Annotated in this window: 19 protein-coding genes; 10 read left to right on the top strand and 9 right to left on the bottom strand. The window is 69.5% G+C overall.

Annotation, left to right across the window (positions count from 1 at the left end):
• Positions 1–98: 98 nt before the first annotated feature.
• Positions 99–929, bottom strand: coding sequence for a class II fructose-bisphosphate aldolase (locus V1633_RS05875; RefSeq protein ID WP_331213123.1), 831 nt, complete (start codon positions 927–929; stop codon positions 99–101).
• Positions 930–1,070: 141 nt separating this feature from the next.
• Between V1633_RS05875 and V1633_RS05870 the strand changes: the two genes are divergently transcribed.
• The 3 genes from V1633_RS05870 (at position 1,071) to V1633_RS05860 (ending at position 4,740) form a co-directional block, all read left to right on the top strand.
• Entirely contained in the window at positions 1,071–2,471 is a 1,401-nt protein-coding gene (locus tag V1633_RS05870; protein WP_331213122.1) for an FGGY-family carbohydrate kinase, read from the top strand.
• 79 nt (positions 2,472–2,550) lie between these two features.
• Complete coding sequence (pfkB, locus tag V1633_RS05865; protein ID WP_331213121.1) at positions 2,551–3,528, top strand: 1-phosphofructokinase; 978 nt, start codon at positions 2,551–2,553, stop codon at positions 3,526–3,528.
• A gap of 9 nt (positions 3,529–3,537) precedes the next feature.
• Positions 3,538–4,740: an MFS transporter gene (locus V1633_RS05860; protein ID WP_331213120.1), complete on the top strand. Its 1,203-nt coding sequence runs from the start codon at positions 3,538–3,540 to the stop codon at positions 4,738–4,740.
• Positions 4,741–4,839: 99 nt separating this feature from the next.
• Here the strand turns inward: V1633_RS05860 and V1633_RS05855 are convergent, their stop codons facing one another.
• The gene (locus tag V1633_RS05855) at positions 4,840–5,457 is read right to left on the bottom strand and encodes a hypothetical protein (RefSeq protein WP_331213119.1); all 618 of its coding nucleotides are present in this window, start codon (positions 5,455–5,457) and stop codon (positions 4,840–4,842) included.
• A 397-nt stretch (positions 5,458–5,854) separates the two neighbouring features.
• Between V1633_RS05855 and V1633_RS05850 the strand changes: the two genes are divergently transcribed.
• Positions 5,855–6,823: an AraC-like ligand-binding domain-containing protein gene (locus V1633_RS05850; RefSeq protein ID WP_331213118.1), complete on the top strand. Its 969-nt coding sequence runs from the start codon at positions 5,855–5,857 to the stop codon at positions 6,821–6,823.
• 167 nt (positions 6,824–6,990) lie between these two features.
• Here the strand turns inward: V1633_RS05850 and V1633_RS05845 are convergent, their stop codons facing one another.
• The 7 genes from V1633_RS05845 to V1633_RS05815 all read right to left on the bottom strand — a co-directional run bounded on the left by V1633_RS05845 (position 6,991) and on the right by V1633_RS05815 (position 16,956).
• Positions 6,991–7,854: an SDR family NAD(P)-dependent oxidoreductase gene (locus V1633_RS05845; protein WP_331213117.1), complete on the bottom strand. Its 864-nt coding sequence runs from the start codon at positions 7,852–7,854 to the stop codon at positions 6,991–6,993.
• 152 nt (positions 7,855–8,006) lie between these two features.
• Positions 8,007–8,399: a DUF742 domain-containing protein gene (locus V1633_RS05840; protein WP_331213116.1), complete on the bottom strand. Its 393-nt coding sequence runs from the start codon at positions 8,397–8,399 to the stop codon at positions 8,007–8,009.
• 12 nt (positions 8,400–8,411) lie between these two features.
• On the bottom strand, positions 8,412–8,798 hold the full coding sequence (locus tag V1633_RS05835) for a roadblock/LC7 domain-containing protein (protein WP_331213115.1): 387 nt from the start codon (positions 8,796–8,798) through the stop codon (positions 8,412–8,414).
• Positions 8,799–8,848: 50 nt separating this feature from the next.
• Entirely contained in the window at positions 8,849–11,056 is a 2,208-nt protein-coding gene (locus V1633_RS05830; protein ID WP_331213114.1) for a sensor histidine kinase, read from the bottom strand.
• Between the two features lie 1,095 nt (positions 11,057–12,151).
• Positions 12,152–13,087: a cyclase family protein gene (locus V1633_RS05825; RefSeq protein WP_331213113.1), complete on the bottom strand. Its 936-nt coding sequence runs from the start codon at positions 13,085–13,087 to the stop codon at positions 12,152–12,154.
• 972 nt (positions 13,088–14,059) lie between these two features.
• The gene (locus tag V1633_RS05820) at positions 14,060–15,199 is read right to left on the bottom strand and encodes a hypothetical protein (protein WP_331213112.1); all 1,140 of its coding nucleotides are present in this window, start codon (positions 15,197–15,199) and stop codon (positions 14,060–14,062) included.
• 140 nt (positions 15,200–15,339) lie between these two features.
• A complete protein-coding gene (locus tag V1633_RS05815) occupies positions 15,340–16,956 on the bottom strand; it encodes an ATP-binding protein (RefSeq protein WP_331213111.1) in 1,617 nt (538 codons plus the stop codon).
• 412 nt (positions 16,957–17,368) lie between these two features.
• Between V1633_RS05815 and V1633_RS05810 the strand changes: the two genes are divergently transcribed.
• The 6 genes from V1633_RS05810 to V1633_RS05785 all read left to right on the top strand — a co-directional run bounded on the left by V1633_RS05810 (position 17,369) and on the right by V1633_RS05785 (position 26,902).
• A complete protein-coding gene (locus V1633_RS05810) occupies positions 17,369–18,265 on the top strand; it encodes a hypothetical protein (RefSeq protein WP_331213110.1) in 897 nt (298 codons plus the stop codon).
• Between the two features lie 213 nt (positions 18,266–18,478).
• Complete coding sequence (locus V1633_RS05805; RefSeq protein ID WP_331213109.1) at positions 18,479–19,234, top strand: DUF429 domain-containing protein; 756 nt, start codon at positions 18,479–18,481, stop codon at positions 19,232–19,234.
• A gap of 13 nt (positions 19,235–19,247) precedes the next feature.
• Complete coding sequence (locus tag V1633_RS05800) at positions 19,248–20,477, top strand: DUF6361 family protein (RefSeq protein WP_331213108.1); 1,230 nt, start codon at positions 19,248–19,250, stop codon at positions 20,475–20,477.
• The gene (locus tag V1633_RS05795; protein ID WP_331213107.1) at positions 20,464–22,215 is read left to right on the top strand and encodes a phospholipase D family protein; all 1,752 of its coding nucleotides are present in this window, start codon (positions 20,464–20,466) and stop codon (positions 22,213–22,215) included. The genes V1633_RS05800 and V1633_RS05795 overlap by 14 nt, the downstream gene beginning before the upstream one ends.
• Positions 22,212–25,307 carry a C-terminal helicase domain-containing protein gene (locus V1633_RS05790; RefSeq protein ID WP_331213106.1) on the top strand — a complete coding sequence of 1,032 codons (3,096 nt, stop codon included), beginning with the start codon at positions 22,212–22,214 and terminating at the stop codon, positions 25,305–25,307. Before V1633_RS05795 ends, V1633_RS05790 begins: the two co-directional genes overlap by 4 nt.
• A complete protein-coding gene (locus tag V1633_RS05785) occupies positions 25,304–26,902 on the top strand; it encodes a DUF6884 domain-containing protein (RefSeq protein ID WP_331213105.1) in 1,599 nt (532 codons plus the stop codon). The genes V1633_RS05790 and V1633_RS05785 overlap by 4 nt, the downstream gene beginning before the upstream one ends.
• The last annotated feature ends 91 nt before the right edge of the window (positions 26,903–26,993 follow it).

The following is a 26,993-nucleotide window of genomic DNA, read 5'->3' as shown; positions in this document are numbered from 1 at the left end:
CCACCCCCCCCCCCGGCGCGGGGCGCCCGGGGGCGGGCCCGGGGCCGGGGCCGGCGCCCGTCTGCCGTGGCCGGGTCCCCGCCCTCCTGACCCGTCGCTCAGGAGATCGTGGTGACCAGGTGGGTGACGGTCCGGGCGATCGCGTCCCGCGCCGGGGCCAGGTACCGCCGCGGATCGACGACCGACGCGGCCGCCAGTTCGGCCCGGACCGCGTCGGTGAAGGCGACGTTCAGGATGGTGCCGACGTTGATCTTCACGATCCCGGCCCGCACCGCCCGGACCAGGTCGTCGTCGGGGACGCCGGAGGAACCGTGCAACACCAGCGGCACCGGCAACGTCTCCCGGAGCCGACCGATGAGCGCGAAGTCGAGCGCGGCGGTCCGGTCGGTCATCGCATGCGAGCTGCCCACCGCCACCGCCAACGCGTCGACGCCGGTCACGGCGACGAACTCGGCCGCCTCGGCCGGATCGGTACGGACCCCGGGTGCGTGCGCGCCGTCCTTGCCCCCGACCTCACCCAGCTCCGCCTCCAGCCACAGCCCGCGCGCGTGCGCCCAGCCGACCGCCTCCGCCGTGGCGTCGACGTTGTCGGCGTAGTCGAGTCTCGACCCGTCGAACATCACCGAGCTGATCCCGGTGCCCGCCGCGGCGTGCAGCAGGTCCCGGCTCTCCACATGGTCGAGGTGTACGGCCACCGGCACGGCGGCGAGTTCGGCCAACGCGGTGACGGCGGCCGCGATCGGGGCGAGTCGGCCGTGGTGGAAGCGGACGGCGTTCTCGCTGATCTGCAGGATCACCGCCCGGCCGGCCCGCTCGGCTCCGGCGACGATCCCCTCGGCGTGCTCCAGGGTGATCACGTTGAAGGCGGCGACCGCCGTGTTCGCGGCACGTACCCGGTCGACCAGTTGGCCGGTGGCGGCGAGAGGCATGCTGCTCCATTTCGCGGACTGTCCGGTCGGTCGCGTCGTCGGGTGACCGGTGTGGACGAACGCTTGACGGGATCCCAGGAAAAAGCAAGTATCCGCACCATCGGCCAAGCGGATGGCACCGCACCACACGGAGGTGCCCGGATGGGAGCTTCACTGCTCGTCGGCCTCGACGTCGGCACCACGGCCAGCAAGGCCGTCGTCTTCACCGACAGGGGTGAGCCGCTGTCCCAGGCCTCGGCGACCACGCCCTGGACAACCACCCGGACGGGAGCCGAACTCGACGCGACCGCCCTGCTCGACTCCGCCGTGGAAGCCCTGGCCGGTGCGCTGGCCGCCGCCCCGCCCGGCCCGGTGGTCGGACTCGGCGTGGCGAGCATGGGCGAGTCCGGAGTCCTGCTGGACCGCACCGGCGACCCGGTCGGCCCGGTCGTCGCCTGGCACGACACCCGGGACGAGACGGAACTGGCCGACCTGCACGCCCGGATCGGCCCGGAGACGTTCGCCCGCACCACCGGGCTGCCGCTGCGGCACCAGTGGGCGCTCACCAAGCACCGCTGGCTGCTCACCCACCATCCGGAGACCCGGGCCGCGGTACGCCGGCTCAACATCGCCGAGTGGGTGGTCCGCCGACTCGGTGGCGCCGAGGCCACCGAACAGTCCCTCGCCTCCCGGACCGGCTGGCTGCGGCTCGACGGCCGGGACTGGTGGCCCGAGGCGCTGGCCTGGTCGGAGGCCCGCGCCTCGCTGATGCCCGAGGTGGTGACCGCCGGGACCGCACTCGGCACCGTCGATCCGGGGACCGGGCTCGACCGGCTCACCGGAGCCACCCTCACCGTCTGCGGCCACGACCACCAGGTCGCCGCGATCGGCGCCGGCGCGGTACGCCCCGGCGACGAACTGGACTCCTGCGGTACGGCGGAGGCACTGGTCCGGTCGGTCCCGCCCGGCCTCGCCCCGGAGACCGTCGCCAGGCTGGTCGCCGCCGGGGTCACCGTCGGGTGGCACGCCCTGGCCGGTCGCTGGTGCCTGCTCGGCGCCACCACCGGAGGACTGGTGCTGCAACGGGTGCTCGCCGGGCTCGGCCTGGGCGCTGCCGACCTGGCCCGGATCGACGTCCTCGCCGAGCGGGTCGAGCCAGGCCGGGTCGAGGTGCGGATCACCGACGAGGGGCGGTCGGTGGTGGTACCGGCGGGGGAACCCGCCGAGCCGGCGGAGATCTGGCGGGCGGCACTGGAGACGGTCACCGACGAGATCGGCGTGATCCACGACGCGATGAGCGCGTACAGCGGAGAGCACCGTGACCTCGTCGCCGTCGGCGGCTGGTCGCGGAGCACGGCGCTGATGGCGGTCAAGGATCGCCGGCTCGGCCGGGTACGCCGGTCTCCGGTCGTCGAGGCCGGGGCGCGCGGCGCCGCGCTGCTGGCCGGGCTCGCGGCCGGGGTCTACGACAGCGTGGACGACTTCCCGGACGCCGCCGGCAGCACGGCCGGGCTCCACTCCCGGCCGGGTGCCGGGGCCGCGACCGGGACGAGGGTCCGGTGAACAACCCGACGGGTACGACAAACAGCCGGGCACCGTACGCGGACGCGCGTCGACAGCACATCCTGCGGGCGGAGTACGTGTGATCCTCACCCTGACCCCCAACCCGAGCGTCGACCGGACGGTTCCTGTCGACGCACTCCCCCGGGGCGCGGTGATCCGCAGCCGTCGCGGCCGGAGCGAACCCAGCGGCAAGGGGGTCAACGTCGCGCTTGCCCTGCGGTCCCACGGCCGGTCGGCCACCGCCGTCCTGCCGGTGGGCGGTCCGGTCGGCGCCCAGCTCTCCCAGATGCTCCGGCTGGCCGGACTGCCCGTCCGGGAGGTGCCGGTACGGGGCGGGATCCGCAGCAACATCAGCCTGGTCGAGCCGGACGGCACCGTCACCAAGGTGAACGAGCCCGGTCCCGAGCTGGACGCCGGGGAGACCGAGGCGCTGGTGTGCGCCGTCCTGGACGACCTGGCCGGCGTGAGCTGGCTGGCCTGTTGCGGCAGTCTGCCCGACGGCGTACCGCCGGATCTGTACGCCGGACTGGCCGAGGCGGCCCGGTCCCGTGGTGTCCGGGTCGCGGTCGACACCTCCGGCGAGCCGCTGCGGGCCAGCCTCGCCGGCCGACCCGACCTGGTCAAACCGAACACCGCCGAACTGGCCCACCTGGTCGGCCGACCACTGCGGACGTTCGGCGACGTGATCGACGCGGCGCGTCAGGTACGCCGGCTCGGCGCCGACGCGGTGCTGGCCAGCCTCGGCGCCGACGGCGCGCTGCTGGTCGAGGCCGGCGGGGTACGGCACGCCGAGACGCGGGTGGCCCGGGTGGTCAGCGCCGTCGGCGCCGGTGACGCCGCGCTGGCCGGCTTCCTGTACGGCGGCGGGGCGGGCATGGCCGCGCTACGTACCGCGGTGGCCTGGGGCGCGGCCGCCGTCCAGCACGAGGGAACGCTCTTCTCCGCCGTCGACCCGGCGCAGACGGTACTGGTGAGCACCGAGGTCGACCCGGGCCGCCCACTACGGGACCCGCACGTCCCCGCGTCGTCCCCGGCACCGCGGCCGCCCGCGTCCTAGCGTGGCGGCGTGGCAGCACCCGGCACGGCACCGGCGGCGGCGATGAACTCCCGGCTGACCTTCCTGTTCGCCCTGGCGGCGGGAGCGGCCATCGGCAACCTGTACTGGGCGCAGCCACTGGTCGGTTTCATCGCGGGCGATCTCCATGCCTCGACCACGACCGCCGGCTGGCTCGTCACCGCGGGCCAACTCGGGTACGCCGTCGGTGTGCTGCTGCTCGTGCCGCTCGGCGACGTCCTCGACCGCCGCCGGTTCGTCCCGGTGATGCTGCTGGCCTCGGCCGCCGCGCTGCTGCTGTGCGCACTGGCACCATCGATCGGCGTCCTGCTCCTCGCACTCGGGATACTCGGCGTGACGACGATCTCCGGGCAGGTCCTCACACCGCTGGCCGGGGACCTCGCCAGCGACGCCCACCGTGGTCGGGTCGTCGGCGCCGTCGGGTCCGGGACCCTCACCGGCATCCTCGCCTCCCGCACGGTCAGCGGGTTCGTCGCCGGCGCCGCCGGGTGGCGGACGATCTTCGCCCTCGCCGCGGTCGTCGCCGTTCTGCTCGCGGTCCTGCTCTACCGCGCGATCCCACCGCTGGCCCCACGGACCCGCATGCCGTACCCGGCGCTCATCGTCTCGGTCGGCGCGGCGGTCGTCCGCGAGCGGGCAGCCCGATGGACGCTGGTCCTCGCCGCCACCGGGTTCGCCGTCTTCTCGTTGCTCTGGACGGCGCTGACCTTCCTGCTCAGCGGCCCGCCGTTCGAGTACCCGGTACCGGTGATCGGGTTGTTCGGGTTGGCCGGGCTCGCCAGCGTTGTCGCCTCCCAGCATGCCGGTCGACTGCACGACCGAGGTTGGTCGCTTCCGGCCACCGGCGCGGCATGGCTACTGGCCCTCGGCGCCTTCGTCGGCGCGGCGTTCGCCGGCCGGTCCGTCGTGCTCGTCGTCATCGTGATCGTCGTGATCGATGTAACGTTGCAGGCGCAGGCCCTGCTCAACCGGGCCCGGCTGTTCGCCGTCTCGCCCGAGGCCCGCAGCCGACTCAACACGGCGCTGGGCACCGGCAACTTCGTCGGCGGCGCGGCCGGTTCCGCCGCCGCGACGGCGCTCTGGTCCGTGGGTGGCTGGACAGCGGTCACGATGGCGGGATCGGCGCTCTGCTGCTGCGCGCTCGCCGTGTGGGCGCTGGGACGTCGGGGTTCACTCGTGATCTGCGCGCGGTGAGTGACCGCCCTGCGTCCGGGTCTGCGGGCCGGCCCGGCCGGTGGCGGTCCCGGACCCGGGGGCCGGCGCCGCGTCGGACGGGAGGGTGGCGGACGAGGGTCAGTCGCTGACCGCGACCAGGATCTCGACGTGCAGGCCCGTGCTGTCGCTGGACCCGCCCAGCACGGTGAGCAGGTAGGAGTAGCCGGCGTCGGACCGTACGCAGTAGCGGCTGCCGACGACGGCGACAAGACCTCGGGTCGAGGTCCTGTCGATCGCGTCGGCGCAGTCGTCAGGGGTGAACCATTCCCGACCGGGGGCGAGGGCACTGCCGGCCGCCGGGTCGAATATGAACTGCTCCGACGATGCGGTGAGAGCGAGGTCGGAGCCGCCGCCCGCGGCTTCCACGGCCTCGGGCTCGTCGAGGACGTCGCCCGCCCAGAATTCGAGGTTGGTGTCGGTCGGGTAGATCTCGACGTCGTCGACCCGTTGCCAGACCGGCCGCCGCGCGGGCGACGGATCGGCCGTCGGAGGCGCGCTGGTGGCAGTGCTCTCGGGCGGCGAGGACGCGGCCGGCCGGGGACTGTCCGCCGTGCTGACATATGCCGAGACGCCCGCGGCTATCACGGTGCCCACGCAGGTGATGACGGCGCCGACGACGGGGACGACGACCCATCCCCAGCCCCGCGGGTTCGTCTCGTGCTCAGGTGGTCGGGTGCCGGGCGTGGCTGGCTGCATCCGTCCTCCGCTGGTTCGACCTACCACTGAGGACCACAATAGGGGTACGGGTCACCACCGTCGGTCGACCTCAGCAGAGCTTCGGGTACCCGGTCGGCGGCCCGCGTCGACAACCGCCACGCCTGGTTTGGCCCGGGCACCCGGACGATTCGGGAGGCACACCCGACGACGTGTGCACCACCCACAGGAACTCCCCGGCAAGCCACTCGAAAGATCACCTGACGTGGGGGTAACGGCCACCGACTCGGGCCGCCTCGCGGCCGCCGACAACGCTAACATCAACTCAGCCTGGCCAATGCAAGATCAGCCGTACACACCTCGGCGCCAGCGGGAGCGGCCGACAACGCATCGGTAAGCTTCAGCGAGCCAGTAGACGCGGGCGCGGGGAAGGAAGCCATTGCTTGCCGTCGACGCAGTTGACACCGCGGCCCTGCCCCGGAGCGACCGGTTCGGTTTCTGGCACGACCTGGTCGCCCGTGAGTCAGTGCCGGCACGGATCCGCAGCGTACATGCGCAGGACTTCCGGGCACGGGCCATGGTGATCGAACTCGGTGACATCGTCCTGTCGTCCTGGCGGTATCCCTCCCTGGAAATGCATCGCACGGAGCGGTTCATCCGCCGCGGGGACCGCGAGATGTACCAGCTGGCGCTGCCACTCGCCGGACACGGAGCCCTGGACCAGGAGCGCCAGTCGGATTTCGTACCCGGCAGTTTCGCCTTTGTCGACACGTCTCGGCCGCACTCCTCCTGGCACCAGGCGGAATCGCCCCGGGAGACGATCCTGACGACGTTGACCATTCTCGTCCCCCACCCGATGATTCCGATCAGTCGGAACGACATCAGCAAGTTGCTCGGCACGTCCATCCCCGCGACCAGGGGCACCGGGGCGTTGGTGAGTCAGTTCCTGCAACAGGTGGTCAACCATCCCGAGCAGTACGGCGAAGGGGACGCGCCACGGCTGGGTCTGGTGGCACGCGATCTCGTGGCCGCGACCATCGCCCAACGGCTCGACGCCGCGGACACCCTCCCGGCGGACGTCCGCTCCCACACGCTGCGCATGCAGATCCTCGCGTTCATCGAGCGCAATCTGCACGACCCGGATCTCGGTCCCACTGCCGTTGCCGACGCCCACCACATCTCACTGCGGACACTGCAACGGATCTTCCGGTCCGAGGCCACCACCGTCGCCGAACTGATCCGGATCAAGCGTCTCGACCGGTGCGCCCGGGACCTGACCGACCCGCTCCTCCGAGACCGGCCGATCTACGCCATCGCGGCACGATGGGGATTTCCTAACAAGGCCCACTTCAGCCGGGCTTTCCGCGCCAGGTACGACATGTCGCCCCACGACTACCGCACCCGCTGACGGTCATCCTGGCCGCGCCGAGGGCACCCGCAGGCACCGTGATCGATGCGTACCGTCGCCCGGTCGCCGAACGTCACCCGTCGAGCGGCCGGCAGGGCCCGACGCGCCGGCCCGCGGGCACCGGCCCACTGACGCCGTACGCACCGGCGCTGCCCCTCAGGACAGCTTCACTCCGACCCCGACCGAGCGCCCAGCAGCGTTTCGGAGATCCGCCACAGCCGATCCGCGAGGCGGGTGTCGCCGACCTGCCGGTGGGGCCTGCCCTCCCGGCGACGGTGGAAGTAGGTGCCACTGGTGCCGCGAGGGGCGGCAGCGAGCCGGACCAGCGGATCCGCGCCCTGCTCCGGAGTCAGGAAGAAGCCGCTGATCGGTCGTACGAGGCCGGACCAGGTCGGATGCTCGGCGCCGAATCTGGTCCTGACGACGCCCGGGTGCACAGCGGAGACGTGGATGTTCTCCCCGTGGACGCGGCGGGCGAGCTCGGCTGTGATGATCCGGGTGATGAGTTTGGCCGTGGAGTACGCCTGGAGGCCACGGCCGTAGCGTCGCCGTTCCCATTGCAGGTCCTCAGGATCGGCCATCATCCAGCGGCTGCCGCTCGACGAGGTGGAGACGATCCGGGCTGGCCTCGACGGAGTGCCACTGGACAGCAGTCGGGGCAGCAGCAGCGTGGTCAGCAGGTGCGGCGCGAGATGGTTGATCTGCAGGGTCATCTCGTTGCCGTCAACGGTGAGTTGCCGGGTGGGCAGCACCGCACCGGCGTTGTTGACCAGGACGTCGATTCGCGGGCAGCGATCGAGGATGACCCGCGCGGCACGGCGGACCTGGGCAAGGTCAGCGAAGTCGGCAAACACCGGTTCCGCGTTGACTGCGGCGGCGAGTTGGGCAGTCCGCTCCGGCGAGCGGCCGACGGGGACGATGTGGGCTCCCTGCGCGGCGAGTAGACGCGCCGCGGCGGCGCCGATCCCGGAGCTGGCGCCGGTGATCACGACGACCTGGCCGGACATGTGACGGTTGTGGTGCTCGGACATCGATCTCCCTTTACCTGAGGTCACCCGCGGGAGCGCCCCGCCAGCCGCGGACCCGATCCGTCCACAGCGGAGGCGTCCCGTCGACCGCGCCGACCCACGCCGTCCTGTCCGCCGCGAGCCCCGTCACGAGCTGGGGACAGCCCGGCCGCCCGTCAGAGCGCTCGTATGCCATTGATGACCGCTTGGAGCGTCTCGTCGGTGAAGTCGTGCGTCGACGACCGGGGCTCCTGGATTTCGACAAAATCCCGGTCCAGCAGGTCGCTGAGCAACACACGGACGGTGCCGAGCGGCAGCTTGAGATAGGCGGAGACCTCGGCCACCGACAGGAGACGACGCTGACAGAGGTCCACAATGGCGAGATGTTCCGGCCCGAGGCCGACGCCGGGTGGCGGGACGGCGCCGGTGGCGATCACGAAGGCCAGCATGTCGATCGGCCTGTCGCTGACGGTCCGGCCCCCGGTCACCGCAAACGGTCTCACCAGCGGCTCGTCCACCACCAGCGGCCCGCTTGCCCAGGCCTCTTCTTCCTCGCCGTCGTCGGTCATGATGCCCCCGGGTCAGCGTGGCCTTGCGGCCAGGTGTTTGGCAGCTCGTTTCACGAGCATCGCCATCTCGTAGGCGACCAGCCCGATGTCGGGATTCTCGGCGGTCAGCACCGCCAGGCAGGCACCGGGTCCGGCAGTGGTGACGAGCAGGCTGGCATTCGGCATGTCGATGACGGTCTGTTGTGGCGGCCCACCGTTGAACCGCTTTCCGACGCCCTTGGCCAGGCTCTGGATACCGGACGCCAGCGCCGCCAGGTGCTCCCCGTCGTCCCGACTCATTGCCGCCGAAGCGATCAGCAAGCCGTCGTCGGACAGGACAACGGCCTGCTGCACCGGGGTGACGGTCCTGACCAGGTCGTCCAACAGGAAGTCCAGGTCAGGTCGCGGAGCCGTCTGCATGTTCGGTTTCCTCACTCGGTTTCGGTCTCGGTCGTGGACGTCCAGGCTTGCTAAAGTTCGGCCGCATCGTCGCGACCTTGGCGCGAAAGCTCCTGGTAGCGGGAGAACCGTTGCCGGGTGCGTTCCGGGTCGACGGGGGCCACCACTTCGGTTTCCTCCGCTGGTGATTCCGTACCGCGTAGCTGCTCGGGCAGGCTGGCCTGACGGCGCCGGACCGGGAGCCCGGCCGGGGTCAGCTCGCTGGTCTCGCCCGCGGACCGCCCGCTCTGGGCGGGCACGGCCAGCGGCGCCCTGGCGGCGGTCGCGGTCAACGCCGAACTGGTCACCGCGGCTTTCGCCCGGGTGGCCGGTGACCGATCCGGCTGCGACACGGAATCGGTCCGGCCAGGCTCGGCCGGTTCGACCACCAGCGCCGGCGGAATCAACACGACCGCCGTGACACCGCCGTACGCCGATTCCTTCAGCACCACGCGGATCTGGTACTGACGGGCCAGCCAGCCGACCACGTAGAGGCCGAGTCGGACGTTCTTGCCTGGCTGGAACTCGCGCCTACCCGCGACCAGTTCGTTCGCCGCGGTCAGCGACTCCTCGTCCATCCCGAGGCCCCGGTCCTCGATCTCGATCGCGTACCCGTTGGCGACCATGCCGCCCTTGATGTCAACCTTCGAGGTCGGTGGTGAGCTCCGCAGCGCGTTCTCGATCAGCTCCGCCAGCAGGTGGACGACGCTGCTGACCGCCCGGCCGACCAGGCTGACCCGGCCGAAGGGCCGCACCTCGACCCGCTCGTAGTCGTCAACCTCCTGCTGCGCGGCGCGGGCGACATCGATCATCGGCTGCGGCTTGGTCCACGCCCGCCCCGACCTCGCGCCCGCGAGCACGGCCAGGTTCTCGGTGTACCGGCGGATCCGAATCGCATGGTGGTCCGCCTTGTAGAGCCCCGCCAGCCGCTTGGGATCCTCCTCGCTGTGCTGCATCTCCGTCAGCAGGCTGGTCAGTCGGTGCAGCAGCGCCTGCGTCCGCTGCGCGACGGTCAGGAACATCTCCCGCATGTTCCGCCGCAGCTCAGCCTGCTCCGCCGCGGTTCTCAGGGCGGTCTCGTGGACGGCGTTGAACGCGTGGCCGACCTGCCCGATCTCGGGCTCCGTGAACGTCAGCCGTGGAGCCTCCCCGGCAACGTCGACGCTCTCCCCCCGGCTGACCCGGGCAACGACGCCGGGCAGGCGCTCTTCGGCGAGTCGCTGGGCGGACCGCCGCAGCTGTTCGAGCTGCCGGACCAGGGTACGCGACCACAGCAGGGAGACGATGACCACGAACAGGCCGAAGCCGGTGGCGAACAGCACCCGGAGGGCGATCCCGACAGCGATCGGGGTCGCATCCTCGACAACCGCGACGCCCCCGGCAAGCACCACGTCGTGCAACTCGTCCATGGCCGGCTGCGTCACGCTCTGCCACTGCTCCGCCGTCACCGGTGGTGCCGCTCCCGGCTTCGCGCCGGACACCTGGGCCTCCACCGCGCCGAGGCGGCGCAGCGCATCCCCGGCTGTCATCTGCTCGTAGCGGGCCTGGTCGTCCGCGGGCAGCCTGCTCGTCGCCTCGCTCGCCTGCCACCGTCGTGCGGCGACGAGCTGGGTGAACTCCGCCTGCTCGGCGGCGGTCAGTTGGTTGGCGGCGATCGCGCCGGCGAGGAGAGCATCCTCGCGGGACATCAGCTCCCACGATCGGTTCAGCGCGATCAGGTCGACCGCGCGAAACGCGATGTCCAGGTCGTCGACCGATGCCGTCGTGTAGTACACCCCGAAGATCGCGTCGATCACGGCCGTGAACGTCGCCGACGCGGTGGCACGATCGATCCTGCCCGCATCGACGGCTGCCCGCGTCGCGTCCAGCTCTCCGAGTTTGGCACCGAGGAACGTGATGGCTTCCTCGTTCCTGCTGTCGGCCGAGAGCTGCGCCAGCCACCCGTCCGCCGAGGCAGTGAACGCGGACGCCCGCAGCCGAGTCTCCGCCCGATGCTCCTCCAGCACCGTACGCCGAGCATCGCTGGGAGCGCCGAGGTAGACCGCCGTCTGTCGCCGTTCCGCCTGCAGTGCCAGCAGCAAGGGCTCACTTGGCACGAACACCGTTGTGTTGAGCGTGTTGACGAAGAACAGGTTGGCAGCGCTGGCCACCGTCACCCACGCGCCGAACAGCCACAGTGCGACCAGGGACGCCATCAGCACCCTGACTTTGCCGCGCAGGCTGACATTTCGGAATCGCATCACACCATCCAGAGGGGCTGACCCGTGACTGATTGCAGGACATCCGTCCGTGCGGCCGACGATGACCAGGGCGAGCAGGGTGGAGATGCACTGCCGATGCGGCGCCTCACCGGAAGCTGGAGCAGGGTCCCGAGGATCGACCGCCCCAGCCCCAGGCCGTCCGTGACATGCCCCGACCGGAGCCGCACGGACCTGCCTGAGGCGAAGAACCGGGACACCGGCTCACGCACGGCCACGCTGAATCATCGAGAGCACGCTCCGACCGTGGCGATTGCGCTTGGCGGCCTCCGAAGGTTGACACCGCATGATCTCTTCCTAGTCGTGAGGGAGCCGCGCACCCCGTGGCCGCCACGCCCCCATCCTCGGAGTGGAGGGCGGCAGCGGCCGCTCGGCGCCTTCCCGTAGTTGCTATCACCCAACAGGCAGCCGACGGCCGCGGCTCCGGCGACTGTGTCGCGAGTGGGCAACCGCCTGGCGCAGAAAGCCAACTCATGGCGAACTACGCGAATGCCGCGGGCTAGCGCAGGCGCCAGGCGTTGTCGGCACGTGCTGGTGGAGGCGGAGGGTGCCACCCAGCGTCCGCGCGAAGCCGACCGTGGCCGCTGCTGCCGCACGTCAACGACAAGCTGACCGCGTTTCCCACGCGCACCACGGTCACCGCTGCCGTCGCGTACCGCCCACGCCAATACGCCGGACTGGCTTGATCACGTCCCGCCACAGCCCTCGCATCAGAGCGCGATGTCGATGGGTTCCGCCACGTGGCATCAACTGGTTCCGCCACATCCTGAACATCCCGGTCCAGCAGAGCGCCACACCGACAGCGATCGCCACGGCCGCGACAGCGAACAACGCAATCGTCAACGGCAGGGAGCGGACGAGCCCCGACACAGGGACCAACAGGCCGAAGACCAGCCCGACGGCCAGGCAGCGGTATCCCCAGACCACGTTACGGTAGCCACCGCTGCCTTGGATTCGCGCAACAGCCCTGTCGAGCTCTGTCTCAGCCACCGCCACCGTCCTCGTGCCAGGCCCGTGTAGGGCTGACCGACTCCCGGACGGTGAAGGGTGCCGACACCGTCGGGCGTGTGTCCTACGTCAGAATGTGGCGATCGGGTTGACCGGGCTGCCGGACGTACCGGCGAAGCGGACCGGCGCGACCGCGAGGTGGAAGTCCCACTGGCCGAGTTCGGCGGCCGTCGTGGCGCACGCCTCCAGGTCGCAGTTGTCGAGCAGCCACAGACCCATCGCGACGAGGCTCACGGCGTGCACCGGCATCAACAGGTCTTCGTACCCCGACGGCTGAACGTCCTGGGGGGTGTCAGCGCCGATCAGCGCGACCCCCCGTTCATGCAGCCACGGCAGGCAGGACGCGTGCCAGCCGGCCTGCATGAAACCGCCGGCCGCACCGGCCTCGTGCCGGGTACGGCCGTAGCCGGTACGCAGGAGTACCGCATCGCCGGATCGCACCCGCACACCCTGGCGACGCTCGGCCTCCTCGAGATCGTCGGGAAACACCGCCTGCCCCGGTTCCAACCACGGCACATCGCGGACGCTCGCGATGTCCAGCAGGACACCGCGCGTGATGATCCCGTTCGCCGCCGCCGTGACGGCCGCCCACGCCGAGCCCGTCGCGGCGTCGACCAACGAGTGCGACCGCCCGTTGTACATCGTGCCGTCCCAGAAGATGTGGGACGGCGAGTCGACGTGGGTGAGGGTGTTGCCGTGGAACGTGATGCCGAGCCGCTCGGACGAAAAACCCCAGCGCCGGTCGGCGTGGAAGGCGGGCGGCATGTTCTCGGCACCGGGCATGTCGACGGCGTACGGGCACGTCGTCGTCGACCGCTCCATGTCTTCCGGTACGGCAACCTCCCAAGCACACGACACGCTCCTGCCGTGGCGTACGGCCCGGGCCGCCGCCAGCCGGACGTCGTCGGTGATGTGGTTCAGCGTGCCGAGCTCGTCGTCCTCGCCCCACCGTCCCCAGTTGGACAACGTGTCGAAGTAGCCGAGCACGTCGTCCTGTGTGGGCATCGGTCGCCCTGCCGTCATCCCAGCATCGACTCCTCCGGTCACGCGGTCGAGGCACCGCAGGCAGGGTATCCCGGCCTCTCCTCTGACCTGCCAAGGCCCGCTGGACTGGCAGGACCCTAGATCAGCAGACCAGCGGGGCCGGGAGCGGCGGCGTCCACCGGCACCGCACCTGTCCCTCCGGCCGTGCAGCGGTCCACCCGGTCCCGGGCACTCGTCGCGTACCCGACCACGGCACCGAACATGAAAAAGGCCCGGACCCAGGAAGTTAACCCAGGTCAGGGCCTATCTCAGTGGTGCGCCGCCAGGGACTCGAACCCCGAACCCGCGGATTAAGAGCCTGATCTTGGTCGAGTCATTGCGTCCAGCCCCGTCGCATGAGTCCACCCGTTAACTGTCCAGCCCCATCCTCAGCGCGACGGCGTCCCGCATAGTCCGCTGAGTGCCGGCCCGTCCATCGCGGCCGAGCACCCATTGGTGCGCCAGATCGGTCGGTGGGAGGAAGCGCCACCCTGTGTCGGGGGGCGGGTGTACCTGCGACGTAGTTCTGTGATACCAGATCAGATAGCCGTCCCGAGACATGCCTTTGAGGTTGAGGGGTACGCCCACCTCCCGCAGTACAGATCCCCGAATCGGACCTAGGGTGTCCGCATTGTCGCGAGGCACAGCGATGACCTTCAGGTGCTCGGTCGATCCAGGTGGTGAGGCCGTTCTCGTCGCTGCGGTCGCAAGACCTTCGTCAAGTCGGGAACGGCGGCATAACTTCATACGACCGCACCTCCGCGCGCAGATGGATAAAGTTGCGGCAGGCCACATAATCGACCCCGCGTTCCCGTAACTGAAGACGCTCCTTGGTGCGTGCCCCACGGCGGTGAGCGGTTGTGGCACCCGAGGCAACCTACCGGTCACACGTTCACGGCTCTTACACTCGCGGTCGGGTGGTCACCGACCGCCAATCGTTGTAGCACGCTTCCGTCAGGCGGTTGCGCGCTCGAAGGACCGCATCCGGGCATCGAGATTCAGTAGCGCTGATCGTACCGCTGCGGCGTCGGTTTCCAGCGGTAGCCGCATATGCGCGACCCGGTTACGGATCGGCACCATCTGGACCTTCAACCGGGCCCATTCGCCGGCCCGTACGCCCCGGACCGTGCCGTGCGCCATGGCGAGTTCGGCGGCGAGGTCGAGCAGGTCCTCCAGCAGGAACCAGTCCAGTGGGGTGTACATCTCGTTGAGCGACGACGCCGATACATGCGTGTCATTGCGGGCCAGACCGAAGGCCTTCGCCCCTCGGTCGCCCAGCGCTTCGCGCCAAGCGTCGCCGTGGACCTCGCGCAGCACCTCCATTACCATCCTGCGAACCGTCCGCTCGAACGTGAACATCTTCCGGGCCAGCACCTCCCAGTCCGCCGGAGGAGAGACGACAGACCGCAGCGCTGACGCGAGACACTCCTTGACCTCAGCCCGCCACGGCTCGGCAAAGAGGTGAACGGTGCCGTCGAGATCGTTCACCCGCAGCAGGCGGGCCGACTCGAGCGCGGCGATCTGATGGTCGGCCAGGTTGTCCGCAGGCAGGTCCAGCATGTCGCTCTCGAGGACTAGGTGATCGAGCAGCGCGAGCGTGCCCACGCCCAGCTCGTCAACCGCCCGCAACAGGACCGCGCGCAGGAACTGCCCTGCCCGGCGGAGCTTCTCGTTGCCGGAAAGCTCGGCGAACTCAAGCTCCAGGTAGTACTCGGCGAGCGCCACCGTGCCGCCGGCGAACCGCAAAATCCGCTCTGCCGCCGCGGGCTTGAGGTCCGGGCACATTGACCGCAGAAGGTCGGCGTCGAGTGAGATCGGCCGGAGCCGGCTACAGTCCGCGATTATCGAGGAACCATCGGGTTCCGGGAAGGATAGTTTTGGCCGTGCCGACACAACCATGAGCCGTGTCCCGGCAGCGATCGCCTCCTGGCCCTTCGGACGGCTCTGCCGCAGGACGTCCTCGAAGTCTCGGCGGTGGGCGACCGTCTCCGGGTGCCAGAGGAGCACCACGCTACCCTGCCCCAGATCGGCCAGGGGCGGAAAGGCATGATCCCAGCCGCGCTGTGCCGCACTTTCCCACTCGACCCGGTGCACCGCAAATCCCTGATTCTCGAGTGCACCGCGGAGGTCGTCCTCAAAGCGCGTAGATCGGGACAGCGCCCCCGCTTGGAGGTATACCGACATCCGCCCGGTCATGGCCTCGGCGACGCCGGTGTACCACCCTCCGTGTCCGCTCACTTCCGCAACGCCATGCGGCTAAAGGCGGTTAGCTCGTAGCCGCCCGCCGTTTCGTCGATGAGACCGAGCTTGAGCAGGTGTTCGATCTGTGACGGATAAGCGCTGTCGACCTCAGCCGCGTCGATCTCGGTCCCGGAGAGCAACCGCAGAACGTCGGCGGCGTCTGGATAAAACCGGTCGAGGCTGGACAACATCTCCTGCAGCTGCTCTGCGACACCCCGCCGCCAGGACCGCTGGACGGCGACCACGCGTTGCAGAGTCACCTCCCGGGAGCTGAGGTCGCGCGGCAGATCGTCGGCGATCCGGGCGCATAGTGACCGGTGCAGGAAGACGTGTCCGCCCGATAAATTGAACACCTTGTCTAGCGCATCGACGCTCCACCTCACCGCCATCCGCATGCCCACGTCCCGCACCAGATCGTTGGCTGCCGCTCGATCGAGCGGTGGCATGTAGTAGGGCTTGGCCCACGCGAACAGAGGATTTTCCCGTCCGTAGAGCACGCCGGCCTCAAGGACGGAGCTGGTAAGGCCGGAGATGACCACGTTGAAGTTCGGGTTCTCCTGCACCAGGCTGCGCATGACGCCGAGGAATTCCGGCACGTGCGGGCGGTCCAGCGAGTGGCGTGGATCCTTCCCGAGCAGAGACTCGATCTCGTCCAAGGCGACCACCATCTGGATGTCCCGCGAGCTCGGATGGCCCAGCGTCGCCTGCATGGCGCGCCGGAACTCGCTGACGCCGGACGCCTCGGTCAGGTGGGAGAGCTCGTGCGTGCGCAGCTTTAGGTTGCGGAGCTTCGGCAGCAGGCTAGCTGTCAGGTCCATGTGCAGCGCGGTTCCGTGCTCGCCGGGGTCGGTTGGCAGGTCCTCCAAGTCGCGCAGCACGAAGATCCGCTGCGCGGGAGAGGCCATCACCAACTGCCGACCGAGTTCCTTGACCAGCGAGGTCTTCCCCGTCTTGCGCAGCCCGAAGATGCCGCAGACCTTGCCGTTGCGCAGTTGCGAGGTCACCTCATGCAGCAGATCACGCCGACCAAAGAAGTCGCGGCCGGTGACCGGCAAAGTCTCCTCATACAGGTTCTGGCTGGCGATACTGTTGGTCAGGTCGCGCAGCAGCACCTGTGCGGCCTCGTACTCCGGGCGGCGTGCCGAGACGTTGGACGAGCCCGCGTCGCCGCGCGGCAAGGCGACCGCGTTGATTGGTTCTCGTACGGTCCAATCGCGCAGTTTCGCGGGCAGCAGCGGATCGCTGGCATAGACAAGATACAGACCCTGGCTCGGATCCCGCGGCTGCCGCTCGCGGAATGACTTTAGTTTCTGAAAGTCTCGAACCTGGAATTCCTTGTCCGGTGAGTAGAATGCCATGACCTCGCGATGCAGGCCGAGCGCACCCTCCATCACCTGACCGAACCGGACGAGAGCGGTCCATGCTCCCCGGTCCCCCGCACCGTCCCAACGCCGGACGTCCACGATGTCGGACCCAAGTAGTTGAAGCGCCCTCCGGTGCAGGGCGGCCGCCGGGAACGCCTCGGCGAAGAGTCGGAAGTTGCGGAGGAACTTATCATGCCGCACTTCCGGAACACGCCCTTCATGAAACGTTCTCTCGTCGAAACCCATGGAATCGATGATAGAGGCTCCACGCGCCCGCTAGATCCCGGCGCCGAGCGGAAGCACTCCGCAGAATAGTTTGACCGGCCATTCCCGGATCCGCCGGAATTGTCCACCTCCGCGCATTTTTTGCTCGAAGCAGTGGGCATAGAGGACTTGTGCGTCGCTCGCGTCCGTCGTACGGTGCAGGAGTCGGGACGCCGGTCTATCCGTCTCCCCTTGCTTGCCGCTTCCTCTCGCGAAGCCCACATCGCGGCGTGAACGCCGAGGGCTACAACCCGCTTGCGGCTCTACCCATCTGGCTGCTGAAGACGTTTCGCCTATCCGAGCGGACCGCCTGTCCCGCGCGTTCCCTACCAGTGGGGCCCCACGCTGCCGTACCCGTGGTCAGCGTCGTTCCCACCGTGAGAGGAGTACCGCCATGATCGTTCGATCCGATGGCGTCTCGCAGGATCCCGTCGGCGCGTTGCTGGCCGAGGCGTTTCCGTACCAGCATGTCCTGCGCGCCGACATCGCGGCTGATCTCCGCCGCTGTCCAGTTCTGCTGATCGACCCACCGAACAAGTCGTTCTTCGGCCACGTTGTGGAACTCGCGATCGGTCTGGCCTTGTGCGATCAGAGCCCGTACCTTCGCCTGCTCCACTGCCTCGACCACGACCTTGCGGCCCGACTGCTCGACATGGCCGGCTACGGGCCGACCAACACCGCTGCCACGGCATATGACGCCTGGGGCCGTATCGGCTCAGCGCCGCACCCAGCGCGTGTCTTCACCGTCGCCAGTCGGCTCGCCCACGTCCGCAATCTGCTCAACGATCTTGATCGTCATTGCTCAGACTCCGTAGATGTCGCGCAGCATCTCCTTAAGCAGTACCCGCGTCTCCTCAACGGTCGTGTCGACGAGACTTATCACACGAGGCGTGTGTTCCGTACCGTCTGGGCCAGCTATTCCAGTGGCTTCCACAGCGCTTTTCGCTCCTACGGGTCGACGACCGCGCAGCTGTCCCTGCTCGACGGACGCCGCCACGCCGACTTCCTCCTTGGTACCACCGTGCTGGAAGTGAAGAGCGGCCGACTCGACGAAGACCGCTACCTCGACGAGCTGATCCGTCAGATCCTGACGTACGCGCTGCTCGCTCGTCACGATGGTCACCGCGTCACTCATGTCGCCGTCTACGCGGTTCGATATCAGCGGCTACTGCGGTATCGCATCGATGAGCTGCTCAATCAGCTCGCCGGCACGCCCATCGATCTGGCTGCAACCGGCGCCGCCCTGGCCGCCGCCATAACGGATCGGCCACGTCGAAGGCCAGCCGCCTGAACGCGAGAAGCGCACCGGATGCACAGCGATCGGCCGCTCGGCCCAGTGGACGAACATGTATCGGTGTGCTGCGGAACGTCGCGCTGTGGACGAAGCCGCCGAACCGCACCCGGCCATGGCTCAGCACTTCGGATCCCGGATACAGCTGAACGTCAGCTAACGACCGTCGGTCGAGCTATGCCTTGCCGAGCTAACGACACCTAGAGTGGTGCGGTGCTGACCCTCGGCGTCGACCTTGCAGCGGCGGACAAGCGTACGGCGATGGCCACGGTCGAATGGCTGCCAGACCGCGCCATAGTGCGAGACCTGGTCCTCGACGTCGGCGACGCCCGCATCGTCGAGGCCAGCGAGCACGCTGACAAGGTCGGGCTGGACTGCCCGCTCGGCTGGCCGGAGCTTTTTGTCGCGCTCGTGCAGGCCCACCGCATCGGCCACGTCACCGTTGCCAATGGTGACGCCGCCCAGTGGCGACGTCGCCTGGCTTACCGGCTAACGGACGAGGTGGTCCGCGAGAAGACGAAAATCATCCCGCTCAGTGTGGCTGCGGACCGCATCGCTCACGCCGCCTTCCGTTGCGTCGGATTACTGGCGATGCTCGCTGCCGCCGGATACGACGTCGACCGTTGCGGCGGCGGCAGGATCGTGGAGGTCTACCCGGCGGCGGCCCTGTACCGCTGGGGATTGGCACATCGCGGTTACAAGGGCCGGGGTCAGCACGTGCAGCATGTCGATCTGGTTACTGCGCTTCGCGAGGCCGCGCCCTGGCTGGAGCTGGGAGCGTTCGAGGGGCTGTGCCAGCGCAGCCACGACGCGTTCGACTCGGTGATCGCGGCCTTGAACGCGCGCGCCGCAGCGATCGGCAAGGCAGTCCAGCCGAGTGACGAGCAGCGGGCGGTCGCACGTGTCGAGGGCTGGATCGCTCTGCCCACCGGTCCGCTCAGCGACCTCCTCGGTGGTGCAGAACGATGAGCGGAGGGTATTGATGGCCTCGGGATTGAGCTGGCTGGACAGTTCCCGCGACGACCAGAACCGGATGCGTGAGCTGCTCAAACTGTTCAGCGACGCGGAGAGCCGGGACGAGTTGGGCGTCGGCCAGGTCCGCGACGCGTTCAGTGACCTGCTGTTTCCCGGGACCTCGGTGCTGCAGACCCGGGCGCGGTACCTGCTGATCGTGCCGTGGTGTTATCAGGAGGCACAGCGGCGTGGCCTGCGCGGTGAGCGCCTCGCCGCGCAGGTCGACGGCAACGAGCGGAAAGTGATCGCTGCGCTGCTACGCGGGGACGACACCGAGGGTGTGATCGGCCGGCGGGCCGGCGTCGGTGTGCGAACCCTGCCATCGGCCATCTACGCGGCGGCGCTGCTGCGGTACGGCATCCGCACGGGTGACGACGACACCCCGGGCCGACGGGTGACTTCCGGTTCGTCCGAGGCCGATGAACTGGCCGACCAGTCGAGCGGTGCCTGGCAGCCGACGATGCCAGGAGCACCGGCGAACTTCCCGAATGAGGTCGACGGCGGACTGACGCTGTATCCGCAGGAGGCCCGCTGGCTGCGGGAGAGGCTTCTTGCCGCAGCGCCGGCCACACTGTTGGCGTACCTGCTCCAACCCGAGCATCGGCCGGTTACCGACGGCCAAGTGCCGTGGGAGCCGGCGGCGCTCGCCGCGCCGGAGCCGGTCGGTTCGCTGGTCCGGGACGCGCAGCGCTTCTCGCTGGCGATGCATGGCGCAGCGTTGCTGTACAACCTGCTCGTGGCCGAGCGGTACGAACAAGCTGGTCTGACCGAGCACGAGAACCCGACGGACGTGTACCGCGACGCCCTGCGGAAGTGGAGTGATCGAGTGTCGGCCTTGCCCGGCCTCAAGGGCTGGGAGCGGTCGGGGATGTGGAGCCGGTTGATCCAGCAGAACCCGCGAATCGCCACGAACGCGGCGGCGCACCGGTTCATCGAGCGGTGGCTCGACGCGGTGACCAGCGGAGCAGCCGGTGATGCGGCCATCGACCCAGGCCTGCGGGCTCTCGTGGCCGAGCGGGAACGGTCGGTGAAGAAGGGCCAGTCGCGGCTGGTCAACGACAAGCTGCTCCGCACGTGGAGTGGCGCGTCGGGCAGCCGGCAACTGGTGTTCCGGTGGCCGCAGGTACGCCGGATCCTCGCCGACATCCACGACGGCTGCGCCGCCGACCTGCCGGAGGCTGCTGGTGCTCGCGCCTGACTCCCGCGCCCTGCTGCTTGACGCGCTGCGCCCACCAGCGGGCGCGCGACTGTCCCGAGCCGTGGCGTTGACGTTCACCCTGGACCTGGAGAGCCTGCTGGTCGCCCCGTTGGCCTTCGCCGCCCACGGTATGCGGGAGTCGACGGACCCGATCACGGTGATGGAGGGCGTACGGTACTGCGCCGACCGCATTGACGTGTTCTGCCAAGCGGGGCAGATCGCCGTGCCCCCGACGAAGTCCGCGCTGCTGGCGTTCGTCGAGCCCATGGTGCACCAGGTACGCCGGCCCAAGCCCGGGCACCTGTTCCACCCGAAGGTGTGGGCGCTGCGCTTCCACGACGAGACAACCGGCGAGACGTCCCTGCGGCTGCTGGTGCTCAGCCGGAACCTGACCAAGGATCGCAGCTGGGATGTGTGCCTGCGTCTGGACGGTGTTATCGGCCCACGGCCGAAGGCGGACAACCGGCCGCTGTCTGATCTCCTGCGGCATGCGGTGCGGCTGGCGGTCGCGCCACTACCGCCGGACCGGCAGGCGGCGATCGAGGCGCTAAACGAGGACCTGCGCCGGGCCCAGTGGGAACTCCCCGACAGAGCCCGGGAGATGAGTTTCCACGCGCTGGGCGTGCCCGGTGTTCGCCTGCCACGTTTCGAGGGCACGCGTCACCTCGTCATCTCGCCGTTCTGCACGCCGGGCGGGCTGGACCGGTGCGCACCGAGCGGGCAGCTGGCCCTGGTGAGCCGGCAGGAGACCCTCGACTGCCTACCTGAGGAGACGGTGGCGGGGTTGGAGGCGTTCGTGGTCAGCGCCCTGGCCGGTCTGCCCGCCGAGGGGACGCCGTCGGGCCAGGAGGTGCTGCACGGGCTGCACGCGAAGGTGTACGTGGTGGAGAAGGGCCACCAGGCACGGGTCCTGCTCGGCTCCGCGAACGCCACCGACGCGGCGTTCGGCGGAAACGTCGAACTGTTGGTGGAACTGGCCGGCAGCCGCGCCCAGTGGGGCATCAACGCCGTCCTCGGCCCGGAAGCAGGTCTCCGCGGAATCCTCGAACCCTACGACCGCCACGATGCCACCGAGTCGGAGCCGGAAACGACCATGCTGCGGGACCTGATCCGCGACATCGCGGCCATCCCACTGACGGCCACCGTCACCACCGAAGCCGACAGCTACGGCATCGAGCTCACCTCACAGGACGCCCTGCCCGATCTGCCGGGGGTGCGGATCACCGCGCAGGTGCACACCCGTCGCGGTGAGGCGGTGCCGCTCGTGGCGGGGCAGCCGGTGGCTGCCGTGTTCACCGGACTTGCGCTGGCCGACATCACCCCGTTCATCGTCATCACCGCCGAGGACACCACCGGCCGAGAGCAGACCGTCGTCCTCGCCACCCTGATCGGCGACCCCGCGCACCGGCTCGACCACGTCCTCGCCCAGCAGATCGACACCCCGGAGAAGTTCCTGCGATTTCTGCTGCTGATCCTCGGCCTGGGCACCGAGGCTGCCGCCGCCGCAGGCGGCGACACCGGCGGGTCGGGTGCCTGGCGCGCCGGCGGGACCGGGATCCTCGAGCTGCTGCTCAACGCCCTCGTCGACCGGCCGGACCAGCTCGACGACCTGGCCCGGTTGGTGGCCCGAATCGAAGCCAGAGGTGACAGCAAACGACTGCTGCCTGCGGGCTTTTCCGATCTGTGGCGGGTCATCACGGCGGCACGCGAGACGATCACGGGGACGGTGCGCGCGTGAACTGGTACGACGCCGGGCCGGTCATGGCCGGCTTAAAAGACTTCCAACGCGCCACCGTCGCGCACGTGATCGACCGGTTTTTCGGCACCGATCCGACTCGCCGGTTCCTGGTCGCCGACGAGACCGGGCTCGGCAAGAGCGTCGTCGCCCGAGGCGTCATCGCTGAGACCTTGCAGCGGTTGCAGGACGACGACAGCGTGGACCGGGTCGACGTCGTCTACGTCTGCTCCAACCAAGATGTCGCCCGGCAGAACATCGCCCGGCTCCGGGTCACCCCCGACGAAACCGTCACGCTTTCCAGCCGGCTCACCCTGCTCGCCAAGCACGCCGACCAGCTCAACGCCGCACCCACCACCGGGGGCAAGCCGATCAACCTGGTGGCGTTCACCCCGGGCACCTCGTTCGACCAGGGGTGGCGCACAGGTACGGCCGAGGAACGGGCGCTGCTGTTCCTGATCCTCGAACAGGCGAGCTCATGGAACGGTTGGCGGACCCGGGCCGCGCTACGCGCCCTGCAGGCCGGCGTCGCAAGCCCCGGCCGGTTCGAGGAACAGTGCAACCGGCTATGGGCGCAGCTCGACGGAAAGCTCGATCACACCATCACCCGCGAGTTCCTCCGCCGCGCCCGCCGACGTGGCCTGCTCCACGAATTCGACGCGCTGCTCGACGGCATCGGCCGCCGCCCCGCCCTACCGGACGCACTACGGGAAACGGCACGCACGCTCACCGGTGCTCTCCGGACCACGCTCGCGACCGCCGGCGTCGAGGTTCTCGAACCCGACCTGATCATCCTCGACGAGTTCCAACGGTTTCGGGAGCTGCTAGACCCCCACGGCGGCGAGGGCGCCGACCTCGCCCGACACCTGTTCGACTACCGGGCCGCCCGGGTGCTGCTGCTGTCGGCCACCCCGTACAAGCCGTTCACCTTCGCCGAGGAGGCCACCGCCGGCGAGGACCACTACCGCGACTTCCGGCAGGTGCTGAGGTTCCTCAGCGACGACGAGTCGTGGCACGCCGACGTGACGAAGGCGTTCGAGGCGTACCGGGACGCGCTGGTGCGCGGCGAGCCCTGCGGTGACCTGCGCGACTGGCTGCGCGGCCTGCTGCTGCGGGTCATGTGTCGTACGGAACGGCCCGCGCTGATGCAGGATGGCATGCTGCGGGAGCACCTCACCGTGGCCGATGACCTCGACGTGCGTGATGTCCGCAGCTACGTGGCGATGCGCAAGATTGCCGGTGTCGTCGGCGCTCCGATGACGGTCGAGTATTGGAAGTCCGCCCCGTACTTCCTCAACTTCCTCGACGGCTACCAGCTCGGTGACAAGGTTCGCGCCGCGCTCGACGGCCAGCCGCACCCCGAGGTGTCCGCGCTGTTGGCCTCCACCCAGCTGCTCGATGCCGAGGCGATCAACCGACGGGAACTGGTCGATCTCGGCAACGCCCGGCTCCGGCAGCTCGCCGCCGACACCGTCGACCAGGGCTGGTGGCGACTGCTGTGGCTGCCCCCATCCATGCCCTACCACGCGCTCGGCGAGCCGTTCACCACCGCAGCGCGGGACGGCATCACCAAGCGGCTGCTGTTCTCGTCCTGGAACGCCACACCCACCGCGGTGGCAGGGCTACTCAGCTACGAAGCCGAACGCCGGCTCGGCGCCGCCGGGGAAGGGCACCGGCATCTCGACTACCGACTGGAACACGGCCGACCGGCGGCGATGAGCGTCTTGGCGCTGTTCTGGCCCCATCCCGCTTTGGCCGCGCTGTGCGATCCGCTGGCCCTGGCCCGCCGACGGCCCGACGAGACCGCACCGCTCGACGTGTTCGAACGCGAGGTGCGGGAACGGCTGCTTGCTCGCGCTTCGGGCGATGCGGAGGCCATCGAAGCGAGCCCGGCCGAGCCGTGGGAGCTGGTCTTCCGGTGGCCCGGCGCCGACCCCGGCCTAGACGACGCCGCTGCCGCCCTGGGCACCTCGGCCGAAGAGGACGGAACGGCCACCGGCCTGGACCGGCACGTGGCGCGAGTCCGCGAGCTGGCCAGCGATGCCCGCTACCCGGCAACGGACCATCTCGACGGTCTGCTCGGCAGCGTCGCGGAGATCGGCCTGCATGGGCCGGGCAACATTGCTTGGCGGGCACTGTCCCGGCTGATCCACCCCGGCGATGCGGTCACACCCGCAGGGCACTGGCGCGCCGCGGCGGTCCTGGCGAACGGGCTGCGGTCTCTTTTCAACCGGCCGGAATCCGCGCAGCTGCTCGACGGCCTGTCGATGGGCTCGGTCTACTGGCGGGCGGTGCTGCGGTACTGCGCCGCCGGCGGTCTGCAGGCCGTCCTCGACGAGCACCTGCACACCCTGCGCAGCGGTGCTGCCGACACCCGCCTCGACGACGAGGAACTCTGCCGGCTCGCCGACGAGGCGCGGCAGGCGATCGCCAGTCGACCGTCGACGTACGAAGCCTTCAACCCGCACCACCCCGACGAGCGGATCAAACTGCCCGGCCGGTTCGCGCTGCGCTACGGCGGCCGCGGCGAGGAACAATCCCAGGTCAACCGCAAGGAGGCCGTCCGTCGAGCCTTCAACAGCCCGTTCTGGCCGTTCGTTGTCGCCACCACCAGCGCCGGCCAGGAAGGCATCGACTTCCACCAGTGGTGCTCAGCCGTCGTGCACTGGAACACCCCCGCCAACCCCGTCGACTTCGAGCAGCGTGAGGGCCGAGTGCACCGGTTCGGCGGGCACGCCGTACGCCGCAACGTCGCCGCCGCACACCGCGCTGAGGCCTTGCGCTCCCGCGAGCCGGACGTGTGGAAGGCCCTGTACGACGCGGCACGAGCGGTCTCTGGAGAGCTTGGCGACTTCGCGCCGTACTGGGTGTTCCCCGGGCCAGCGAAGATCGAACGGCACGTCCTGCCGTACCCACTCAGCCGCGACCAGGCGAAACTCGACCGGCTCAAGTCGGACCTGGTGATGTACCGGCTGGCGTTCGGCCAGCCCAGGCAGGAGGACCTGCTGAACCTGCTCCGAGGACGAGAGACCGGCGCGGCGGGCGTACCCGACATCCTGGACCTGCGACCGGCCCCTGAATGGAAGCGACAGTGACGGACCAGCCGGCCTGGCAGCTCATCCTCACCGCAGCACGCCAGCTCACGAAACACAAGTTCGACTTCAGCCGAGCGGAGCTGATCGACGAGGTCCAACGGCTCGACCCGACGCAGCGCGTACAGTCGCTCGGCCCGGTCATCCAGGGAATGACCCGGGATACCACCGGTGGCCCGTCGAGCCCGTGCGGGACGCCGCTCATCCGGGTCGGGCGCGGCCGGTACACGCTCGCCGACACCAGCCGATCGCCCTCCTCCACAGCCCAGCCGGCGATCCCGGCGCAGCCCCCAAGCGGACAATCAAGGCCGACCGAGCCTGGCGAGATCCGGGCCGACATCGCGCTGGTCGGCTGCGTCAAGACGAAACTCGACCACCCTGCGCCGGCCCGCGACCTGTACGTCTCGCCGCTGTTCATCCGCCGCCGCGCCTACGCCGAACGGCACGCCCGCCGCTACTACATCCTGAGCGCCGAGGACGGCTTGGTGCTGCCCGAGACGGTGCTCGCACCGTACGACACCGCGTTCGCCGAGCAGAGCAAGGACTACCGGCGCGTATGGGGCCAATGGGTCGCGGCCAAGCTGATGCGCGCAGAGAGCCAGGTGCGCGACCGCGTGGTCGAAATCCACGCCGGCGACGAATACGCGCAAGCAATCGTGCCACTGCTCACCCAGGCCGGAGCGGCGGTTCGCCGACCGCTGGCCGGGCTACCGCTCGGCGAACAGCTCGCCTGGTACGACCGGCAGCCCCAACCACCAGCGCCAGAACAACCCGTAGCCCTCATCAAGCAGCCCCAGGAGACCATCCGGCCGCTCGCACCCACCGGCACACCCGTTCCCGTCCGACCAGATGCGCGTGCCATCGTCACTGCCCTGCTGAAGTACGGGCGGGAACATCAGGCCGAACGGGCCGGCACCCCACCCCGATTCACACCGCACCCCGAAGCCAACACGCTGATCCTGACCGACCCGTTCGCGTTCCTGCTGGCTGTCATCTTCGACCAAGGCATACCCGCCGAGCGGGCCTGGAAGGCACCGTACGACTTGCATCAGCGCCTCGGACACCTCGACCCAGCACGAATGGCGTCCGAACCAGAGCAGGTACGTGCTGCCGTCGCCCAGCCGACGGCACTGCATCGGTTCATCAACAACATGCCCGGATGGCTGGTCGCCGCCGCCATCATCGTCGTGAACGAATATGGCGGCGACGCCGGCCGGATCTGGGCGGACGAACCCCGCGCGACCGATCTGGCCACCCGGCTGCGGAGGTTCCCCGGCATCGCGCAGAAGAAGTCAGCGATGGCAGTAGAGATCCTGGCCCGCGACCTGGCAGTGCCAATCCGGGAGCTGTCCGGGACGGACATCGCCTACGACGTACATGTTCGGCGGGTATTCCTCCGTACACGACTCGCCGAGCGCGACGACCTCGACCACATGGTGGAGGTCGCGCGATGGCTACACCCAGAGCGGCCCGGAGAGCTGGACTACCCCGCCTGGCTGATCGGACGACGCTGGTGCGGACCAGGCACGCCCGCCTGCGGCACCTGCCCTCTGCGCTCCATCTGCCCGAAGGACATCGCCCAAGCGGCAGCGGTATGAGGAAACACCCCTGGCCGGTTTGCCCGATCGGCCAAGGCAGCCGCCGAGCGGCAGGCGAGTCTTGGTGACCCACGTGCTCTCTCGACCAGCG

Source organism: Plantactinospora sonchi, assembly GCF_036422035.1.
Classification (GTDB): Bacteria; Actinomycetota; Actinomycetes; order Mycobacteriales; family Micromonosporaceae; genus Plantactinospora; species Plantactinospora sonchi.
This window is presented reverse-complemented; position numbering and strand designations above follow the sequence as displayed.